The organism is Streptomyces sp. bgisy130 (assembly GCF_057708345.1).
The window spans coordinates 22,847-40,920 of sequence record NZ_JBYISA010000038.1 but is presented as its reverse complement, the minus strand read 5'-3'; the positions used below and the strand labels follow the sequence as shown (position 1 = coordinate 40,920).

The 18,074-nt window shown below is 71.7% G+C and carries 16 protein-coding genes; 4 read left to right on the top strand and 12 right to left on the bottom strand.

Annotated features, from left to right (window positions below; all coding sequences use genetic code 11):
• Window positions 1-140 precede the first annotated feature (140 nt).
• Window positions 141-479, top strand: a complete 339-nt coding sequence (locus tag AC3EUV_RS32015) for a hypothetical protein (protein WP_432145801.1) — start codon at window positions 141-143, stop codon at window positions 477-479.
• 58 nt (window positions 480-537) lie between these two features.
• Here AC3EUV_RS32015 and AC3EUV_RS32010 read toward each other — a convergent pair whose 3' ends face one another.
• Entirely contained in the window at window positions 538-1,989 is a 1,452-nt protein-coding gene (locus AC3EUV_RS32010; protein WP_435604457.1) for an APC family permease, read from the bottom strand.
• Window positions 1,990-2,369: 380 nt separating this feature from the next.
• Complete coding sequence (locus tag AC3EUV_RS32005; protein WP_432145803.1) at window positions 2,370-4,454, bottom strand: SpoIIE family protein phosphatase; 2,085 nt, start codon at window positions 4,452-4,454, stop codon at window positions 2,370-2,372.
• 471 nt (window positions 4,455-4,925) lie between these two features.
• On the opposite strand from AC3EUV_RS32005, the gene AC3EUV_RS32000 reads away from it, so the two are divergent.
• Window positions 4,926-6,473: an AMP-binding protein gene (locus AC3EUV_RS32000; RefSeq protein ID WP_432145804.1), complete on the top strand. Its 1,548-nt coding sequence runs from the start codon at window positions 4,926-4,928 to the stop codon at window positions 6,471-6,473.
• A gap of 55 nt (window positions 6,474-6,528) precedes the next feature.
• On the opposite strand, the gene AC3EUV_RS31995 is transcribed toward AC3EUV_RS32000, so the two are convergent.
• The 3 genes from AC3EUV_RS31995 to ligD all read right to left on the bottom strand — a co-directional run bounded on the left by AC3EUV_RS31995 (window position 6,529) and on the right by ligD (window position 8,155).
• Window positions 6,529-6,846, bottom strand: coding sequence for a hypothetical protein (locus tag AC3EUV_RS31995; protein WP_432145805.1), 318 nt, complete (start codon window positions 6,844-6,846; stop codon window positions 6,529-6,531).
• A gap of 124 nt (window positions 6,847-6,970) precedes the next feature.
• On the bottom strand, window positions 6,971-7,132 hold the full coding sequence (locus AC3EUV_RS31990) for a hypothetical protein (protein WP_435604456.1): 162 nt from the start codon (window positions 7,130-7,132) through the stop codon (window positions 6,971-6,973).
• A 9-nt stretch (window positions 7,133-7,141) separates the two neighbouring features.
• A complete protein-coding gene (gene ligD / locus AC3EUV_RS31985) occupies window positions 7,142-8,155 on the bottom strand; it encodes a non-homologous end-joining DNA ligase (protein ID WP_432145807.1) in 1,014 nt (337 codons plus the stop codon).
• Between the two features lie 93 nt (window positions 8,156-8,248).
• Between ligD and AC3EUV_RS31980 the strand changes: the two genes are divergently transcribed.
• Window positions 8,249-9,310, top strand: a complete 1,062-nt coding sequence (locus tag AC3EUV_RS31980) for an ATP-dependent DNA ligase (protein ID WP_435604455.1) — start codon at window positions 8,249-8,251, stop codon at window positions 9,308-9,310.
• Between the two features lie 31 nt (window positions 9,311-9,341).
• Here the strand turns inward: AC3EUV_RS31980 and AC3EUV_RS31975 are convergent, their stop codons facing one another.
• The 4 genes from AC3EUV_RS31975 to AC3EUV_RS31960 form a co-directional block, all read right to left on the bottom strand.
• Window positions 9,342-10,328, bottom strand: coding sequence for an MASE1 domain-containing protein (locus AC3EUV_RS31975; protein WP_432145836.1), 987 nt, complete (start codon window positions 10,326-10,328; stop codon window positions 9,342-9,344).
• A gap of 63 nt (window positions 10,329-10,391) precedes the next feature.
• Window positions 10,392-11,225 (bottom strand): PP2C family protein-serine/threonine phosphatase, encoded by an 834-nt coding sequence (locus AC3EUV_RS31970; protein WP_435604454.1) that lies wholly within the window; start codon window positions 11,223-11,225, stop codon window positions 10,392-10,394.
• 169 nt (window positions 11,226-11,394) lie between these two features.
• Window positions 11,395-13,032 carry an APC family permease gene (locus tag AC3EUV_RS31965; protein ID WP_432145810.1) on the bottom strand — a complete coding sequence of 546 codons (1,638 nt, stop codon included), beginning with the start codon at window positions 13,030-13,032 and terminating at the stop codon, window positions 11,395-11,397.
• 345 nt (window positions 13,033-13,377) lie between these two features.
• A complete protein-coding gene (locus AC3EUV_RS31960; protein ID WP_432145811.1) occupies window positions 13,378-13,866 on the bottom strand; it encodes an acyl-CoA carboxylase epsilon subunit in 489 nt (162 codons plus the stop codon).
• 289 nt (window positions 13,867-14,155) lie between these two features.
• On the opposite strand from AC3EUV_RS31960, the gene efeB reads away from it, so the two are divergent.
• Entirely contained in the window at window positions 14,156-15,409 is a 1,254-nt protein-coding gene (gene efeB, locus AC3EUV_RS31955) for an iron uptake transporter deferrochelatase/peroxidase subunit (protein ID WP_432145812.1), read from the top strand.
• 77 nt (window positions 15,410-15,486) lie between these two features.
• Here efeB and hypE read toward each other — a convergent pair whose 3' ends face one another.
• From hypE to AC3EUV_RS31940, 3 genes are read right to left on the bottom strand one after another with little or no spacing between them, the layout of a single operon-like run.
• Window positions 15,487-16,542, bottom strand: a complete 1,056-nt coding sequence (hypE, locus tag AC3EUV_RS31950; protein ID WP_432145837.1) for a hydrogenase expression/formation protein HypE — start codon at window positions 16,540-16,542, stop codon at window positions 15,487-15,489.
• 46 nt (window positions 16,543-16,588) lie between these two features.
• Window positions 16,589-17,713 carry a hydrogenase formation protein HypD gene (hypD, locus tag AC3EUV_RS31945; RefSeq protein WP_432145813.1) on the bottom strand — a complete coding sequence of 375 codons (1,125 nt, stop codon included), beginning with the start codon at window positions 17,711-17,713 and terminating at the stop codon, window positions 16,589-16,591.
• Window positions 17,710-18,048 carry a HypC/HybG/HupF family hydrogenase formation chaperone gene (locus AC3EUV_RS31940; protein ID WP_435604453.1) on the bottom strand — a complete coding sequence of 113 codons (339 nt, stop codon included), beginning with the start codon at window positions 18,046-18,048 and terminating at the stop codon, window positions 17,710-17,712. The genes hypD and AC3EUV_RS31940 overlap by 4 nt, the downstream gene beginning before the upstream one ends.
• Window positions 18,049-18,074 lie beyond the last annotated feature (26 nt).

Here is an 18,074-nt window from a genome sequence, read left to right as displayed (position 1 = left end):
CGCCGGTCGGGTGAGCTCAGCGCAGGCGCAACGTGCCTGGTCAGCACCGTTCACCGGGACCCCGGAGGTGGCACGGGGGTGCCCCGGGTGCCCCCGGGCCCGCGCACTCGCCCTCGGGACGGTATGAGACGTTCGTGGGCATGCATGTTCCCGAGGAGATCCGAGCCGAGGCGGCCGCGCTCATCGACCACCACGCGCTCGGACTGTGGAAGCCGAACGATGCCGACCGGCGCACCGCCGTGGCACTGTTCCACTTCCTCGAAACCGGTCTGCCGCTCACGAGCGAGCAGATCCGGTCCGCCCTTGCGCACACGGAACCGGCTGCCGACCTGACCGCGCGACTGCTGGACCTGCTGCGGGCAACCGCCGGGCTGCTCGACGACGCCCCGGTGGCCGAGAGCCCCGCCGGGCGGGACGCCGTCGACCACGTATGCCTCCTCCTGGACGCGCTGGCGCTCTCCCGGCTCACCGGGCAGTAACGAGCAGAGCCCGCCCGGGCAAGAACTCCGGGCGGGCGGTTCTGCGGCTTCTACGGCCCTATACGGACAGCGAGGCGGGCTTCTCGGGCGGGGCCTGCTCATCCTCGGGGACCGAGATCACCCAGTGCGTCTCCTGGCGCGGGCGGAGATAGCACGCCCAGTACAGGGCGGCGACGGCCACGATGACGCCGGTGATCACCAGGCTCTCGGTGCTCTGCTGGTAGAGCACCCACGCCAGCACGATGACCAGCAGCGCCGGGACCGCCGGCCACAGCGGCATCCGCCAGGCCGCCCGGTGCTTGTGCTCACCCCGGCGCGAGACCAGGGCGCCCAGGGCGACGAAGACATACATCGCGGCGACGGCCACCCCGGTGACCTCGCTCAGGGTGTCGAGGTTGACGAAGCACAGCGCCGCGCCGGGGACGCCCACCGCGAGGGTGGCCGCCCAGGGGGAGCCGAAGCGCCGTCCCACGTGTGAGAAGACCCGGTTGACGGCGGCCGGCCAGGCCGCGTCGCGTGCCGAGGAGAAGACCACACGGGAGTTCTGGATCACCATCACGATCGCCGCGTTGATGATCGCCAGGGCGATGCAGAGGCTGACGAAGGTGCCGATGCCCGAATTGCTCCAGTCCTGCACCATGCCGGCGAGGTCACCGGCGCCGAGGGTCTTCAGGTCCGGGGCGCCGAGGGTGATCGCGACCACCGGGATCAGGACGACGGCCACACCGATGCCGAGCGTCCACAGCACGGTGCGGGAGACATTGCGGCGAGGGTTGTCCATCTCTTCGGCGAGGTACACGGCCGTGGAGAAGCCCTGGAGGATGAAGAGCGCGGTGGCCAGCCCGGTCACGATGAGCCCGGCGGTGACGGCGGTGCTGTGGCCGCCGCCGGCGTCCATCACGGGGTGCACGAGCACGGACGCGGAGCGCTGGGTGTGGGTGAAGCCCAGGAAGGCCACGACCGCGCAGGCCACGACTTCCAGCACCAGGAAGATGCCGGTGATCCAGGCGTTGGCGCGCAGGTCGAGCAGGCCCATCGCGGTGGCCAGCAGCATCACGGCGGCGGCGGTGTACTGCGGATCCAGGTGCACGATCGGCACCAGATAGTCGGCGGTGCCCAGGGCGATAATGGGCGGCACGATCATCACGACGATCAGCGAAAGCACGAAAACCAGCCACCCGGCCAGGCGGCCCATGAGCGTGCCGACCATGGCGTACTCGCCGCCGGAGCTCGGGATCAGGGTGCCGAGCTCGGAGTAGGTGAAGGCCACGCCGATACACAGCAGGGCCGCGACGGCGATGGTCAGTGCGGTGCCCGTGCCCAGGCCGGCGAAGGAGTCCGGCACGATCACGAAGAGCGAGGACGCCGGGGTCAGGCAGGACAGCGTGAGCAGGGTCCCGCCGACCACACCGATCGACCGGGTGAGTTTCGGGCCGGTGGAGGTGTCCCCGTCCGTCGCGCTACGGGTGTCCCGCTCAGGTGCTGCGGGGGCAACAGGCGTGTAGGGCATATCGGTATCCGTATCCCATCGGTGCTGGCGGCATGAGGGGTGGCACTTCGGGGGACGAGCGCCGCAAAGCGATGCGGCCCCGGATTCCCACAGGGCCCGCTTTGGTGACCGAATACAACCCCTGCCGACGACTCACGTCAAGGTCTCGTTAAGGCTCGTGGACAACGAAATCCGTAGCTATTGAAGGCTCCCGGAACGCTTATCCATGATCCATCGTGGAATTCAAGCGAATTCCGCGGCCGGAGGGAGGGTGCGGATTCCCGCGGGCCGCCGCCGGATCCCTTTCCATCCCGCCGAACGGTGACCGGTGGGCCGGATCGGCGGCCGGTGGGTCGAATCGGTGACCGGTCGGCCGGTCCGCCGCGCCGCCGCCCACCCCGTCAGTCCTTGTGCACATGCGGGCGGGCGATCAGCAGCGCGACATCGTCGTGATCGTGCTCATCGCGCAGGGAGCCCAGGAGGCGGTCGCACAGGCCCTCCAGATCCTGCTGGGGCTCGGCCAGCAGCTCCAGCAGGGTGTCCAGACGGGCGTCGATGGGCTGCTCCCGGGTCTCGATCAACCCATCGGTATAGAGGACCAGTTGGTCGCCTTCGCGGAGCGCCACCGTGGTCTGCTCGAAGGGGACGCCACCGACCCCGAGCGGCGCCCCGGTGGGCAGATCGAGCAACTCGGGCGCCCGGTCCGGCCGTACCACGATGGGGGGCAGATGCCCGGCGACGGCGATCCGGCACTCCATGCGGTGCGGGTCGTACACGGCGTACAGGCAGGTGGCAAAGGCCGGGTCGAGGCCGACGGCGATGTGGTCGAGATGGCGGAGTACTTCGGCGGGGTCGAGGTCGAGGTCGGCCAGGGCGCGGGCGGTGGTGCGCAGCTGGCCCATGGTGGCGGCGGCGTTGATGCCGCTGCCCATCACGTCGCCGACCACCAGCGCGGTCTTGTCGCCGGCCACCGGGATGGCGTCGAACCAGTCGCCGCCGACCTCACTGGCCGCCTGGGCCGGCTGGTAGCGGTAGGCGATCTCCATGGCCGTGGGCTGCGGCGGCCGGTGGTTCATCAGATGGCGCTGGAGGGTGAGCGCGGTGCGGCGTTCGCTCTGGTACGAACGGGCGTTGTCGATGCACACCGCCGCCCGGGCGGCCAGTTCGACGGCGAGCACCGCGTCGTCCTCGTCGAACGGCTCCGGATTACGGACGCGGTACAGCGACAGCGCGCCGAGGACCTCGCCGCGGGCGATCAGCGGTACGGCGAGGTAGGAGTGCAGTCCGGCCTTGCCGAGGAGCGCGGCGCCCTGCGGGTCGGCGGCGATGTGCGGCAGGTCGCCCTCGCTGACCTGGGGGACGAGGACCGGACGGGCCTCGGTCACACAGCGGGTGATGAGCCGGTCGGCCTCATAGGAGGCGATCTGGCCGGTGGGGTCGGCGGCCCGGACGGCTTCGGTGGAGTAGGCCGCCGATACGGCGAGCGCCCGGAAGCGGGCCGGGCCGCCGCGGGAGAGCGAGGTCGGGCGCCGGCCGTCCAGTACGGCATCGAGGACATCGACCGCGGCCAGGTCCGCCAGCTCGGGCACGATGACGTCGGCGAGTTCATGCGCGGTCTGGTCGACATCGAGGGTGGTGCCGACGGTGGCGGAGGCGTCGGCGATGACGGCCAGCCGCCTGCGGGCGCGGGCCGCCTCGGTGGCGGACCGGTGCTGCTCGGTGACGTCCACGACGGAGGTGGCCAGCCCCAGCACCCGGCCGTGGGCGTCCTCCAGCCGGTAGTACGACACCGACCAGGCCCGGTCGGCGTGCGGGTCGGCGGCGGTGCGGCCGACGGTGTACTGGTCGAGCATCGGCGTGCCGGTGTCGAGGACCGCGCGCATGCTGGACACGATGGTGTCGGTGTCCAGGAACGACAGCGCCTCCCGGACATCGTGGCCGATGTGCTGGTCGGCGGGCAGGTCGTTGATGCGCTCCAGCGCCGGGTTGACCATCACGAAGCGGAGCGAGGTGTCCAGGACCGCCAGGCCGATCGGCGACTGGGCCACCAGGCGGACGGACAGCGCCAGATCCCGCTCGACCCGCCGCAGGACGGCCTGGTCGGTGGCGATCCCCAGGGCGTAGGACTCACCGCGCTCGTCCAGCAGCCGCATATTGCGGAATTCCACCAGGCGGGTACTGCCGTCCTTGTGCTGGACGGGGAAGACGCCGGCCCAGCTCTCGCCGCCCGCCATGACCTGGGAGAACAGCCCCAGGACCAGATCGAAGTGCTCCGGTCCGACCAGCAGCTGCGCGGCCGACCGGCCGAGCGCCTCCTCCGCGGTCCAGCCGAACAGCGACTCGGCCTGCGGGCTCCAGAGGGTGATCCGTCCGTCCGCGTCCAGCATCACCGCGGCGACGCCCAGCACGTCCAGCAGGCCGCCGGGTTGCCCGGGTGTGGCCCCCACCTGGGCAGCACCTTCGGGGAACGCGTCGGTCGCACCCATCCAGGCACTCCTTCCGCCGGTCATCGCAGACCGACAGCCGTGGCGCTCTCCGTACATCGGCCGGTTCTCGCTGTGCTTCCGTTGCTCCCCATCATCTCTCGACACGGGACGGACCCGCAGGGAGAGCGAGATCCGCAGGGTGTCCGCGCGCCGTGCGCGAGCGAGCATTATCCGACGCGGTTCCCAGGCGGGCGACCGCGTTGGTGATATTCGCAGCGAAGATTCCGGACGGGTTCCGGCGTGGGCAGCCGGGTCGGTGACCGTGCGTCGCGCGGCCGACCGCACGTGGTGTCTGCCGGGCGCCGCGGGCCGGCCGCGGCAGCCCGGGACCGGCGTGCACCCCGTACCCGGCAGCCGACTTGGAGATGTCGATCTCCAGCGACTACCCTGCTTTAGTTGCCTCTAGCAACTAAATGTGCCACCCCGGCGTACGTGCCCGCACCCGCCGGCGTCAGGAGGAAGCCCTACATCATGCCCAGCGCCGCCCGGACATTCCGTACCTACGTGGAGGAGAACCTCGATGCACTTAGCGCAGACCCGGCGCGCGAAGCCCTGGTCCACCAGGGCCGCCGCGTCACCGCCGGCGAACTCCGCTCCATGGTCCACCGCTTGGCCCGCGCCCTGCGCGCCCGGGGCGTCGACCGCGGCGCGACCGTCACCCTGCTCAGCGGCAATCTCCCGGAGATCCTCGCCGCCCGCTACGCCGCCAATCTGATCGGCGCCCGGGTCAACCACCTCTACAACAAGCTGTCCGCCGAGTCGCAGGCCGCCATCGTCCGCGATGTCGAGACCCGGGCCCTGATCGTCGACCCGCGGTACGCCGAACGGGCCGCCGAGATCACCGAGTTGGCGCCGGTATCGGACGTCCTCGTCCTCGGCCCCGCGAAGGTGGGCGCGGATCTGCTGGAGCTGGCGGCCGGACAGTCGGACGAGCCGTTCGCGAGCCGGGCCCGGCCCGACGATGTCTGCACCATCCGCCACACCGGCGGCACCACCGGCCACCCGAAGGGCATCTGCACCACCTTCGAGCAGATCCGCTGGTTCCACGGAGTGGCGCGGCAGCAGCCGGAGGCCACGCGCCGGCAGCTGGTCTGCACGACCCTGGCGCACGCCGCGGGCGCGCAGGCCGACCGCACCCTGAGCGCGGGCGGCACCGTCGTCCTGCTCGACGACTTCGACCCCGGCACCGTGCTCGCCACGCTGGCGCGCGAGCGCATCACCGAGCTGTTCCTGCTGCCGCCGCTGCTCTACCAGCTGATGGACCACCCGGACGCCCCGCACACCGACACCTCCAGTCTGCGGAGCCTGACGTACGGCGGCTGCCAGGCGTCCCCGGCCCGGATAGCCGACGCGGTGCGGATGTTCGGCCCGGTGCTGGTGCAGGGCTACGGGCAGAACGAGGCCGGCGGCATCAGCGTGCTCACCCAGGACGACCACGATCCGCGGCGCCCCGACCGGCTGCGTTCGGCGGGGAAGGTGCTGCCCGGCGTCGAGCTGGCGATCCGCGACGAGTCCGGGCGCGATCTGCCGGCCGGTGAGCACGGCGAGGTCTGTGTGCGCTCCGCCATGATCATGCAGGGGTACTGGAAGCAGCCCGAGCTGACCGCCGAGGTCCTGCGGGACGGCTGGCTGCACACCGGGGACATCGGATTCCTCGACGACGAGGGGTACTTGACCATCGTCGACCGGCTCAAGGACATGATCGTCGTGGTCGGCGGCCATGTGTACACCACGGAGCTGGAGGACCTGCTGAACTCGCACCCGCAGGTACTTCAGAGCGCGGTGTTCGGCGTCCGGGACGCCGACCGGATGGAGCGGGTGCACGCCGCGGTGGTGCGGGCGCCCGGCAGCGAGGTCGACGGGGAACAGCTGCGGGCGCTGGTCCGCGCGGAGCGCGGTGCGATGTACGAGCCGCACCGGATCACCTTCGTCGAGGCGCTGCCGCTGACCGATGTGGGAAAGCCGGACAAGAAGGAGCTGCGGCGGCGGGCCGAGCAGGAGGCCGGCACCCTGGCATGACAGCGACGAGCCGCCGCAGCCAAGGGCTGCGGCGGCCTGTCAGTGCTACTGCCGGTCAGAGGATGCCCAGCAGGCCGAAGGGGAAGCCCCCGAAGCCGTAGCCGTGGTTGCCGCAGCCGCCGTAGCCGTTGAAGCCGTTGTAGCCGCCGAAGCCGCCGAGGCCGCCGAAGCCGCCCAAGCCGCCGAAGCCGTTGTAGCCGCCGTGGTGGTGGCAGTGGTGGTGGTGACGACCATGGTGGTGACGACCGTGGTGGTCGCCGTTTGACGATGCGGCCGGCGCCTGCGGGGTGGCCGAAGCGATGCCGGCGAGCGGGAGGACGGTAGCGGCGGCAAGGGCCGCGGTGGCCACGGAGCGGCCTATGTACTTGCGCATTGCGTTTCTCCTGTGTGGCAGGAAATCTGACATTCGATGAGTACCGCGCCTCGCCGGAAACTCCGCAGACACGACGGAGAGCCACTCCAACGGCCCCAAGAATTGCTCCAGTCGCGGTAATGAATCAGCAAAGCGAGCTGTTGAACGGCCTGCGGCGGCCGGTCGCCCGGTCCAGCGGCCCGACGGTGCCGTCCGGGTGCAGCAGGGCCGGGGGCAGCCACAGGACGACGAGCAGCACCGTGCGGGCGGGCAGCACCAGCGTCGCCACCGGCAGAGCGCAGGACACCAGGGCAGGTCAGCGCTTACGGGCCCGGCTCGGCTGGACCCGGGACGGCTCGCCCGGCATCTTCGGATGGTCGGGGGGATAGGGCAGATCGCCGAGGCCCTCGTCCACCGCCTGCCGGTCCGCGAGCTCCAGGACGGAATCCAGGCCGAAGGCGTGGTCCGCCATGTCCGCGTGCACATCCCCGAGTTCCGCGAACCGCGGCGGGACGGTACGCAGATCGAAGTCCTCGGGGGCGGCATCGGACAGCTCGTCCCAGCGCAGCGGGGTGGAGACGGTCGCCCGGGGCCGGGCGCGCAGCGAGTAGGCGGAGGCGATGGTCCGGTCCCGGGCCATCTGGTTGTAGTCGACGAAGACCTTCTCGCCGCGCTCCTCCTTCCACCACGCCGAGGTCACCAGATCCGGCATCCGGCGCTCCAGCGCCCGCGCCAGCGTGATCGCGGCCCGTCTGACGTCGGTGAAGGTCCAGCGGGGCCGGATCGGCACATAGACGTGCACCCCGCGGCCGCCGGACGTCTTGGGCCAGCCGCGCAGCCCGTGCTCGGCCAGCAGCTCCCGCAGGTCGTAGGCGACCTTGACGGCGTCCGCGAAGTCGGTGCCGGGCTGTGGGTCGAGGTCGATCCGCAGCTCGTCGGGGTGCTCGGTGTCACCGCGGCGGACGGGCCAGGGGTGGAACGTCAGACACCCCAGGTTGGCCGCCCAGAGCACGGCCGCCGGCTCGGTGGGGCACATCTCGTCGGCGAACCGTCCGCTCGGGAAGGCGATCCGGGCGGTGGGCAGCCAGTCCGGCATGCCCTTGGGCGCCCGTTTCTGGTAGAAGAACTCGCCCTCGATGCCGTCGGGGAAGCGCTGCATGGTGGTGGGCCGGTCGCGCAGGCCCCGCAGCACCCCGTCGGCGACGGCGAGGTAGTACTGCGCGACGTCCATCTTGGTGAAGCCGCGCTCCGGGTAATACGTCTTGTCGGGGTGCGACAGACGCACTTTCCGCCCCGCGACATCCAGTTCCACAGCTCCGGCTCCGGCCATGGCTCCACGTTAAATACGGTGCGCCGCCGCCGCGCGCCGGAAGGGCCGCGGGCCCGGCGCGCGGGATGTGTCGGCAGCCCGCAGGATCGGGACATGGACCTGCCCGTCATGCCCCCGGTCTCCCCGATGCTCGCGAAGCTGGTGGCCGAGATTCCCGCCGGTATGCAGTACGAGGCCAAGTGGGACGGCTTCCGCGTCATCGTCTTCCGGGACGGCGAGGACATCGAGATCGCCAGCCGTACCACGAAGTCCCTCACCCGCTACTTCCCCGAAGTGGTCGAGGCGGCCCGAGCCGAGCTGCCCCGGCGCTGCGTCATCGACGGCGAGATCGTGATCGCCCATGACGGCCGGCTGCACTTCGAGGAACTGCTGGAGCGCATCCACCCGGCGGACTCCCGGGTCCGTACGCTCGCCGAGCGGACGCCCGCCTCGCTCGTCGCCTTCGACCTGCTGGCCCTCGGCTCCGCCTCGCTGCTGTCCGAGCCGCAGTCGGCGCGGCGGGAAGCCCTGGTCGAGGCGCTGCGGCCGGCCCGTCCGCCGGTGTACACCGCGCCCGCGACGCGGGACCAGGAGCTGGCGCGCAGCTGGTTCACCCAGTTCGAAGGGGCGGGGCTGGACGGCGTGGTCGCCAAGCCGCTCGATCTGCCGTACCGGCCGGGCGACCGGGCCATGTTCAAGATCAAACATGCCCGCACCGCCGACTGCGTCGTCGCGGGGTACCGGCTGCACAAGAGCGGGCCGGTGGTCGGCTCCCTGCTCCTGGGGCTGCACGACGACGCCGGGCAGCTCCAGCACGTCGGGGTGTGCGCCTCGTTCCCCATGGCCAGGCGCCGCAAGCTGGTCGAGGAGCTGGCGCCGCTGCGGATGGCGGACGTCACGGGCCATCCATGGGGCGAGTGGACCGACGAAGCTGCGCATGCGTCGCGGCGGATGCCGGGCGGGCCCAGCCGCTGGAGCGGCGGCAAGGACCTGTCGTGGGTGCCGCTGCGCCCGGAGCGGGTGTGCGAGGTGGCCTACGACCACATGGAGGGCAGCCGCTTCCGGCACACCGCCCAGTTCCGCCACTGGCGTCCCGACCGTACGCCGGAGAGCTGCACCTACGCCCAGCTGGAGGAGCCGGTGGGCTACGACCTGGAGGAGCTGCTGCGGGGCTGACCGTACGGGCCACCGGCCTCACCCCGGCGGGTCAGCTCTCCTCCCCCTCCGGCGGCCACCGGCGCCGGCTCTCCCCGGGAGCGAGCCGGTCCACCACTTCGGCCAGTTCGCGGCAGGCCTGCTCGACCTTGCGGCGGATGCTGTTCTGCTCGGTGACGATGGCCGACAGCAGCAGCGCGGTGAGCGCCGCGGACACGTTGAGGGCCTGAAGGTTGACCATCGCCTCCAGCAGGCTCTGCCCCTCGAACGGTCCGGTGCGGCGGGTCGCCGCCGTAATGGCCAGGACGGACACCAGCAGCACACAGGGCGCCGCCCCCGTGAGCTGGAAGCGCAACGCCGCCCACACGATCAGCGGAAAGACCAGGAACAGCAGGGAGAGCTCGCTGGTGACCGCCACCAGGGAGACCACGACCGAGGCGATCAGCAGGGCGGTGGCCTCGGCCCACCGATAGGCGGGCACGCCCGTCGGCCGGCGGACCGTACGGCAGACCAGGACGAGCGGGGTGACGACGAGGATGCCCATGGCGTCGCCCACCCACCACGCCGCCCAGGTCCGCCAGAAGCCGCCGGGCGGCAGCGCCCCGCTGAGGAGCAGCGTCCCGCTGCCCACCGTCGCGCTGACCAGCATCCCGGCGAAGGCGCCGAGGGCGACCAGCGCCACCCCGTCGCGCAGCCGGTCCAGCCCGGTACGGAAGCCCACCCGACGGAGCATCAGGAAGGCGCACACCGGGGCCAGGGTGTTGCCGGCCATGATGCCGAGGACCGAGACCTCCAGCGGGCCGAGGGAGGCGACGACCAGCAGGGTGCCGAGCGCGATGCCCGGCCAGGTCCACAGGCCCAGGAGCAGCAGACAGCTCAGGGAGATACCCGTAGGGGGCCATAACGGTGTGACCCTGGCGCCCGCGATCACCACCTGGTCCAGCAGCCCGATCTGCGCGGTGCCGTAGTAGACGCCGGCGAGCACGAGGATCGTCAGGGCTGCCGGTCCGGGACGGCGGAGTTCCTCGGTGCGCACCACGTCAGCCATCAGACAACGCGGACCGCCGGGGGCTGTCCGCGACACGCACGCCCGGGCCGCGCTTCACCCGGCTCTGGGCGCGGCCGCGTCGAAGCGCAGCACGAGCACCGCGGAGTCGTCGGTGTGCCCGGTGAACTCGGCCACGCTCATCGCCACGTCCGCCACGGTGGCCGGATCGCCGTCCGCGTTGGCGCTGACCAGGCGGGTCACCTGGCTCAGTCCGGCCTCTATCGGGAACGACGGCCCTTCGACGACGCCGTCGGTGAGCAGGACGAACGCCCCCGCCGTGGCGAACCGGCGGCGGGTGACCGGGTAGCTCTCCCCCGGCGCGATGCCGAGCGGCAGGCCCCCCGGGTCGTCAGCGAGGCCGGAGCGGCCGTTGGTGGTGGCCCAGATGCCGGGTACATGCCCGGCGCGGGCGCTGGTCAGCTCCCAGGCGACCGGGTCGAAGCGGACGAAGGTGCAGGTCGCGAAGAGCCCGCAGTCGACGGAGAGCAGCAGATCGTTGGCCCGGCTCAGTACCTCCCCCGGATCGGCGGCGTGGCCGGCGACGGCGCGCAGGCCGAAGCGGATCTGGCCCATGAAGGCGGCCGCCTCGACGTCATGGCCCTGGACATCGCCGACGCAGAAGGCGAGCGAGCCGTCGGGCAGCGGGAAGCCGTCGTACCAGTCGCCGCCGATGTCCAGGCCGTGCCGGGCGGGTGCGTAGGTGGCGGCGGCGCGCAGCCCCGGAACCCCCGGCAGTACGGCCGGCAGCATCTCCCGCTGGAGCGCCTCGGCGAGCTCGACCCGGGCCCGCTGCTTCTCGGCGCCTTCCCGGGCCTGGGCGGTCAGCCGCCCGAGCGTGGTCAGCAGATCGTCCGCGCTCGCCGACCGCGGGGGACGACGCCGAAGCATGGGCCGCTCCCAGGTGCGTCGGTGCGAAGGCCACCGCGGGCGCGCTCATGCGTCTCCGCAGTGGCCGCCGGACCAGCCTCATGGGGCTCTCGGGGAGCCCGCCTCTCCCGAATCATCATATTTCTGCGGGGTGACTTCCGCTTGACGACTCCGGCCCGGCCGCCGCGGCTCAGGCGGCCGCGGGACGAGCCACCTCCAGATGCCGGACGCCGGACCGCACGGCCCAGAAGAAGACGGCGAACGCGAGGGCCGCCACGGTGACCGAGTCGTACGGGGCCGGCAGCCGGCCGGAGCCCTCGAAGGTGCCCAGCCAGGAGAGCACCGTCAGGCCGACCAGGTAGGCCACCAGCCAGGCGCCGGTGCGGAGTTCCGCGCCGAGCGGGCGGCTCGGCCCGGCGCCGTCGCTCTCCAGGGCGGCCTTGTCGCGGGTGCCGGGGCGCATGGCCAGGAAGATCAGCAGGCCGCCGAGTACGAGGGGCAGGGCGAGGCGCAGATCGTGCCAGCCCGACCAGTAGACGAACTCGCTGGCCACCACGAAGCTGAGCGGCGCGATCCAGCGCAGCCCCGGGACCCAGCCGGCGGTGCGGCCGCCCGGTTCGGCGCGGAACACCGCGACCGCGACCGCAGAGGCCGCGTAGATCAGCAGATACATATCGCCCATGACGCTGACGATGTCCTGCCAGCCGCCGAACGGCAGCAGGAAGACCATGATGACGACGAGGTTGATTACCAGCGCCCGGCGCGGGATGCCGAACCGCTCGTTGACCTTCATGAAGTACCGGGGAATGGTGCCGTTCTTGGCGAGCGCGTAGGTGTGCCGCGCGTTGAGCGCCACTCCCACGTACGCCGAACCTCCGGGCGAGATCACCGCGTCCGCGTACAGCAGGCTGGCCAGCCAGTGCAGATTGAGGATCAGGGCGAGCTGGCCGAAGGGCGACTCGAAGGAGACTCCCTTCCAGCCGTTGCCGAGCAGCTGCTCGGGGACGGTGAAGAGGAACGCCAGCTGAAGGGCCAGGTACATGAGCACGGCGAGGCCGATGCCGGTGAGCACCGCGGCGGGGATGGTCCGGCGGGGGTTGCGGGTCTCGCCCGAGAAGTCCAGCGGTGCCTGGAATCCGTTGACGGAGTAGACGATGCCGCCGCCGGCCAGCGCGGTCAGGCAGGCGACATAGCCGTACGGGGCGAAGCCGCCGTGGTCCGTCAGGCGGCCGGAGTGCCAGCCGGAGGCGATCAGCGCGATCACCGTGACGACCGGTACCACGATCTTGAACACCGAGATCAGGTTGTTGAGTTGGGCGAACATCCGCACCGCGAACCAGTTCAGCGCGGTCAGCAGCACGCTGAGTGCGGCGGCCAGGGCCAGCCCGGCGAGGGTGAGGGTCTGTCCGTTGTAGATGCCCGGCAGGTAGTGCCCGGCGTACTGCATGATCGCGCTGATCTCGGCCGCGGTACCGCCCACCGACAGCAGCGTCGACCAGCCGATGAGGGTGCCGACGAGCCGGCCGCTGGCGAACAGCGGCCAGCGGACCGTGCCGCCGCCCTCCGGCCGGGTCGCGCCCAGCTCGATCATGACCAGGGCGACCAGCCCGCACAGCACACCGGCGCCGACCCAGGAGAGCAGCGCCGCGGGGCCGGCCGTCTGGGCCGCGTACAGGGCGGCGAACAGCCAGCCGGAGCCGACGATATTGGAGAAGCCGATGCCGGTCAGCCCCCAGAAGCCCAGGTCACGGCGCAATCGGCGCTCCTGCGCCTGCACTTCCGGGACCGCGGCCCCGTCGCCCTCACCCGATACCTGACGCTCCGTCACGAGAACACGGCCTCCTTGATTCACTGTTACGGCCCGCCGGACCCTACTCGACGATCACCGAAGGGGAATTCCGCGTTCCACCAGCGGACACTTCCTGCACACAGCGCAGCGTCGGGGCACGGAGCGTGCCGAGCGGGACCGGCCCGGACCGGGCACCGCGTACGTGGCGCCATGTGATCCACAGCTCAAGGACGGCCGGATGGGCAGCGCACTCCACGGGGGCCGCCTGGCGCCCTGGCAGCGCAAGGTCATCACCGGCTTCGTCATCGGCGCACTCGTGGTCACCGTGGTGTCGGTAGTCCTGGTCGCCTTCGGCTGACCACCCGCCAGGGCTGCCCCAGGGGCTCAGCCACAGCTCCAGCAGCCCGACCAGCAGGCCGAGCGGTGCGGCGCGGGCCGCCGTCCCGGTGGCGGCTCCGCGGGCGGGCCGTCCTCTGCGAGGGCGTGCAGTGCGGCGAGTTGGGCGCACAGCACGACGCTGATCGCCGCGATTTCCTCCGGCTCGGCATGGCCCTTCTCGATACGCAGCCAGGAGGCGGGCGGATCCTCGGTCGCGCTCCCGTCGAGAGGCGTGCTGCGGTCTGCGGGCGCGCTCTCCCCCGCGACCTGACCCCCGCCGGAAGGTGCGCCGCCTACGGCCACCCTCTCGTCCGGGGCCCCGCCCGCGTCGGCGACGGTGTCCTCCTCGGCCGCTGCGGGTGGCGCCCCGTCGACGGCGGGGCCCTCGCCCAGGGAGACGGCGGCGCCATCGGCTGCGCGCTCGTCAAGGGTGGTGCCCTCGCCGAGGCCGGTGGCCTCGCTGAGGACGGTGCTCGCGTCGGTGGATGTGGTCATGTGTGGGGGTCCATGGGCTCGACGGTGGGGCGTGCTGCGCAACCTGCCGCCCGACGGTGCACGGGGGCTGTTCGGGCAGGTCACAGGGCCGACGCTAGAAGCCCGCCGGGGCGCTGTCGCGCGCTGAGCCCGTCCGCTGCGCCATTCGGACGACCCGCCGGGGGCCCAGGCGTGATATCCGGGGCCGGGGCCGTGTTGCTCCCGGTCCTCACGTCGTGGGCGGCGAGCATCGCGCACAGGTATGTGCAGGCACGCGGCTGCCGGAGGGCGCAGTCAGGAGGGCGGGACGATGAGACGTGATCAGGCCGAGGACGGGTGTGCCGCTCCGCGGCAGGACGGACGCCGGGGATTTCTGAAGTGTGCGGCGGGGATCGCGGGGGTGGCCGCCGCGGGGCTCGGCGGGCCGGCGGCCGCCGCGGCGGACCGGCCCGTGGGCGGGTTGCGCGACGGCGGGCCGCTGCCTGACAAGGTGCCCTTCCACGGTGAGCATCAGGCCGGCATCGTGACCCCGCAGCAGCTCTTCGCCGGCTTCGTCGGCTTCGATGTGCTGGCCCAGGACCGCGACAGCCTGATCTCCCTGTTCCAGCGGCTCACCAGACGGTCGCGGGTGCTGACGGCCGGGGTGAAGCCGTCGGACGAGCAGGTCGCCTCGGAGGAGCCCACCCCCGACTCCCTCACCATCACCCTCGGCGTGGGCGCCTCCCTGTTCGACGACCGCTTCGGCCTGTCCGGGCACAAGCCCCGGCACCTCAAGGCGATGCCGGCGTTCCCCGACGACCGGCTGGAGCCGGCCCGCTGCCATGGTGATCTGTCGTTGCAGGTCTGTGCCCAGCACCCGGACGCGGTCGTCCATGTGCTGCGCGATCTGGCGCGGGAGACGGAGGGGCTGCTGCGGCCCCGTTGGCGTGCGGACGCCTTCCTCAATCCGTCGCGGCCCTCGGGGTCACCGCGGACCTTCGTCGGCTTCAAGGACGGGATCGTCAATCCGGACACCGGCTCGGCGCGGGAGATGGACCGGCTGCTGTGGGTGACCCCGCCCTGCGGGGAGCCGGACTGGGCGCTGGGCGGCAGCTATCAGGTGCTGCGTCTGATCCGCTTCCAGGTCGAGAAGTGGGACAAGGTGCCGCTGGCGCGCCAGGAGAAGATCTTCGGCCGGCGCAAGGCGAGCGGCGCGCCGCTGGACGGCACGCGCGAGTCGGACGCGCCGCGGTACGGCGAGGACCCGCACGGCAGCAAGATCCCGCTCAACTCCCACATCCGGCTGGCCAACCCCCGCACCGAGAAGACCGAGAAGTCCCGCTTCCTGCGCCGGAGTTACAACTACGACGCCGGTTACGACGGCCAGGGACGGATGGACCTCGGGCTGGTGTTCTGCGGCTACCAGCAGGACCCGGAGCGGCAGTTCGCGACCGTGCAGCGGCGCCTCCGGCACGAGCCGCTGTCCGAGTTCATCACACCCATCGGCGGCGGCTACTTCTTCACCCTGCCCGGGGTACGGGACGCCGACGACTGGTTCGGGTCCCGGCTGCTCCAGAAGACCTGAGCGGGTCCGGCCGCACGGCACGAGGGCGGCGCCCGTTCCGGCGCCGCCCTCGTACGTGACTCAGCAGAGTGCGTGGCTCAGCAGATCCGCGGCAGCTGCTCGCCCAGCGGCAGATCGACGACCCGGGTGCCGCCCAGCGGAGTGCGGGCCACGACCATGCCGGGGTGCGTCTCGACGGTCTCCCCGATGATCGCGGCGCCGGCGCCCAGCGGGTGCGTACGCATCGCGTCCAGCACCGCATCGGCGTGCTCGCGGGGGACGAACGCCACCAGTTTCCCCTCGTTGGCGACGTACATCGGATCCAGGCCGAGGATGGCGCAGGCGTTGGCGACGGCCGACGGCACGGGGATCGCGCGCTCCTGGACGACGATGCCGGTGCAGGAGGCGGTGGCGATCTCGCACAGGGCGGCGGCCAGCCCGCCGCGGGTCGGGTCGCGCAGCACATGCAGATCGGGGGTGACCGCGAGCATGCACTCGACGAGGCCGCCGAGGGCCGCACAGTCGCTCTCGATCTCGACGCCGAACTCCAGGCCCTCACGGACGCTCATGATGGCCACGCCGTGCAGGCCGATGTCACCGCTGACGATCACCACATCGCCGGGGACGACGCGCTGCGGGCGCAGATCGACGCCCGCCGGGATCAGGCCGATGCCGGCGGTGTTGAGGTAGACGCCGTCACCGTGGCCCGCCTCGACGACCTTGGTGTCACCGGTCGCCACCTCGACCCCGGCGGCCCGCGCCGCCGCGCCCATGGCGTCGGCGACCCCGGCGACCACCGGCATCTCCACCCCCTCCTCCAGGATGAAGCCGCAGGAGAGATAGGCCGCTCTGGCGCCGCTCATGGCAAGGTCGTTGACGGTGCCGTTGACGGCGAGGTCGCCGATGCAGCCGCCCGGGAAGAAAAGCGGCCGCACGACATAGGAGTCGGTGGAGAACGCCAGGCGGACGCCCCCGAGGGACACCGCGGCGGAGTCGCCGAGCTGGGCGAGGATCTCGCCGCCGAAGGCGGGGGCGAAGATCTGCTGGACGAGTTCGGCGGACAGCGCACCGCCGCCGCCGTGCCCCATGACGACCCGGGGCTGGTCACGGAGCGGGGTGGGGCAGGTCCAGCCGGAGATGTCGACGGTGGGCAGACCGCGATCGGCCGGGGTCGGACCGCCTGGGGTGGGGTGCTTGGTGTCAGGCAACGGGGCTCGCCTCCTGCGGGGTGGGCGTGACGCCGAGTCGGCGGTAGAGGTAGTAGGCGGCACAGGCGCCCTCGCTGGAGACCATGGTGGCGCCGAGCGGGGAGCGCGGGGTGCAGGTGGTGCCGAAGGCTTCGCACTCGTGCGGTTTGAGGAGCCCCTGGAGGACTTCCCCGCTGCGGCAGGCGGCGGGTTCGCGGGTGGTGATGCCGTCGACGGAGAAGCGGTACTCGGCGTCGTAGTCGCGGTAGCGCTCCGACAGCCGCCAGCCGCTGGCGGGGATGGTGCCGATGCCGCGCCAGGCGCGGTCGGTGACCTCGAAGACATCGGCGAGCATGGCCTGCGCGGCCGGGTTGCCCTCGCTGCGGACGGCGCGCGGGTAGGCGTTGTCCACGGTGTGTTCGCCGCGCTCCAGCTGACGGACGGTGCGGCGGATGCCCTCCAGGATGTCCAGCGGTTCGAAGCCGGTGACCACGATGGGGACCTGGAAGCGGTCGGCCAGTTCGGGGTACTCCCCCATGCCCATCACACTGCACACATGGCCCGCGGCAAGGAACGCCTGGACCCGGCAGCTGGGCGAGGTCATGATCGCCTCGATGGCGGGCGGCACCCGGACGTGGGAGACCAGCATGCTGAAGTTGGGGATGCCGAGCTTGCGTGCCTGATGGACCGTCATGGCGTTGGGCGGTGCGGTGGTTTCGAAGCCGATGCCGAAGAACACCACCTCGCGGTGCGGGTTCTGCTGGGCGATCTTCAGGGCGTCGAGCGGGCTGTAGACCACCCGGACGTCGCCGCCCTGGCTGCGGACCTGGAACAGATCGCGGTCGGTGCCGGGGACGCGGAGCATATCCCCGAAGGAACAGAAGATCACGTTGGGTTGGGCAGCGATCTCCAGGGCCTTGTCGATGACCTCCAGCGGCGTCACACAGACCGGACAGCCCGGCCCGTGGATCAACTCCACCTGATCAGGCAGGAGTTGGTCGATACCGTGCCGGATGATGGTGTGGGTCTGCCCGCCGCAGACCTCCATCAGGGCCCAGGGCCGGGTCACCGTGGCCCGGATCTCGTCAAGCAGCCGCCGGGCCAGCTCGGGGTTCTGGAATTCTTCGAGGTACTTCACCGGCTCGCCTCCCGCGCTCCGTCGTGGTGGACGGCCGGGGGTGTACCGCCCGCCCCGTCCCATCCCTCGGGGGCGGCGGCCGCCTCCCAGGAATCGCCGAACTCCTCCTGGAGCAGGCCCAGTTCCTCGAACAGGGCGAGGGTGTGCCGGGCGGATTCCTCGTCCAGCCGCTGGAGTGCGAAGCCGACATGAACGATGGCGTACTCACCGACCTTCAGGTCGGGGACGTACTCCAGGCACACCTCCTTGACCACGCCGCCGAAGTCGACGGTCGCCATGCGGGTGCCGTCCCGTTCCTCGATGTCCAATACCTTGCCGGGTACCGCCAGGCACATGGGGCCTCTCCTCGTCGTGGGTACGT

What these genes read in the sequence shown, in the direction of transcription:
- AC3EUV_RS32015 (WP_432145801.1), top strand. Translation starts at nt 141, where the DNA reads ATGCATGTTCCCGAGGAGATCCGAGCCGAGGCGGCCGCGCTCATCGAC.
- AC3EUV_RS32010 (WP_435604457.1), bottom strand. Translation starts at nt 1,989, where the DNA reads ATGCCCTACACGCCTGTTGCCCCCGCAGCACCTGAGCGGGACACCCGT.
- AC3EUV_RS32005 (WP_432145803.1), bottom strand. Translation starts at nt 4,454, where the DNA reads ATGGGTGCGACCGACGCGTTCCCCGAAGGTGCTGCCCAGGTGGGGGCC.
- AC3EUV_RS32000 (WP_432145804.1), top strand. Translation starts at nt 4,926, where the DNA reads ATGCCCAGCGCCGCCCGGACATTCCGTACCTACGTGGAGGAGAACCTC.
- AC3EUV_RS31995 (WP_432145805.1), bottom strand. Translation starts at nt 6,846, where the DNA reads ATGCGCAAGTACATAGGCCGCTCCGTGGCCACCGCGGCCCTTGCCGCC.
- ligD (WP_432145807.1), bottom strand. Translation starts at nt 8,155, where the DNA reads ATGGCCGGAGCCGGAGCTGTGGAACTGGATGTCGCGGGGCGGAAAGTG.
- AC3EUV_RS31980 (WP_435604455.1), top strand. Translation starts at nt 8,249, where the DNA reads ATGGACCTGCCCGTCATGCCCCCGGTCTCCCCGATGCTCGCGAAGCTG.
- AC3EUV_RS31970 (WP_435604454.1), bottom strand. Translation starts at nt 11,225, where the DNA reads ATGCTTCGGCGTCGTCCCCCGCGGTCGGCGAGCGCGGACGATCTGCTG.
- AC3EUV_RS31960 (WP_432145811.1), bottom strand. Translation starts at nt 13,866, where the DNA reads ATGACCACATCCACCGACGCGAGCACCGTCCTCAGCGAGGCCACCGGC.
- efeB (WP_432145812.1), top strand. Translation starts at nt 14,156, where the DNA reads ATGAGACGTGATCAGGCCGAGGACGGGTGTGCCGCTCCGCGGCAGGAC.
- AC3EUV_RS31940 (WP_435604453.1), bottom strand. Translation starts at nt 18,048, where the DNA reads ATGTGCCTGGCGGTACCCGGCAAGGTATTGGACATCGAGGAACGGGAC.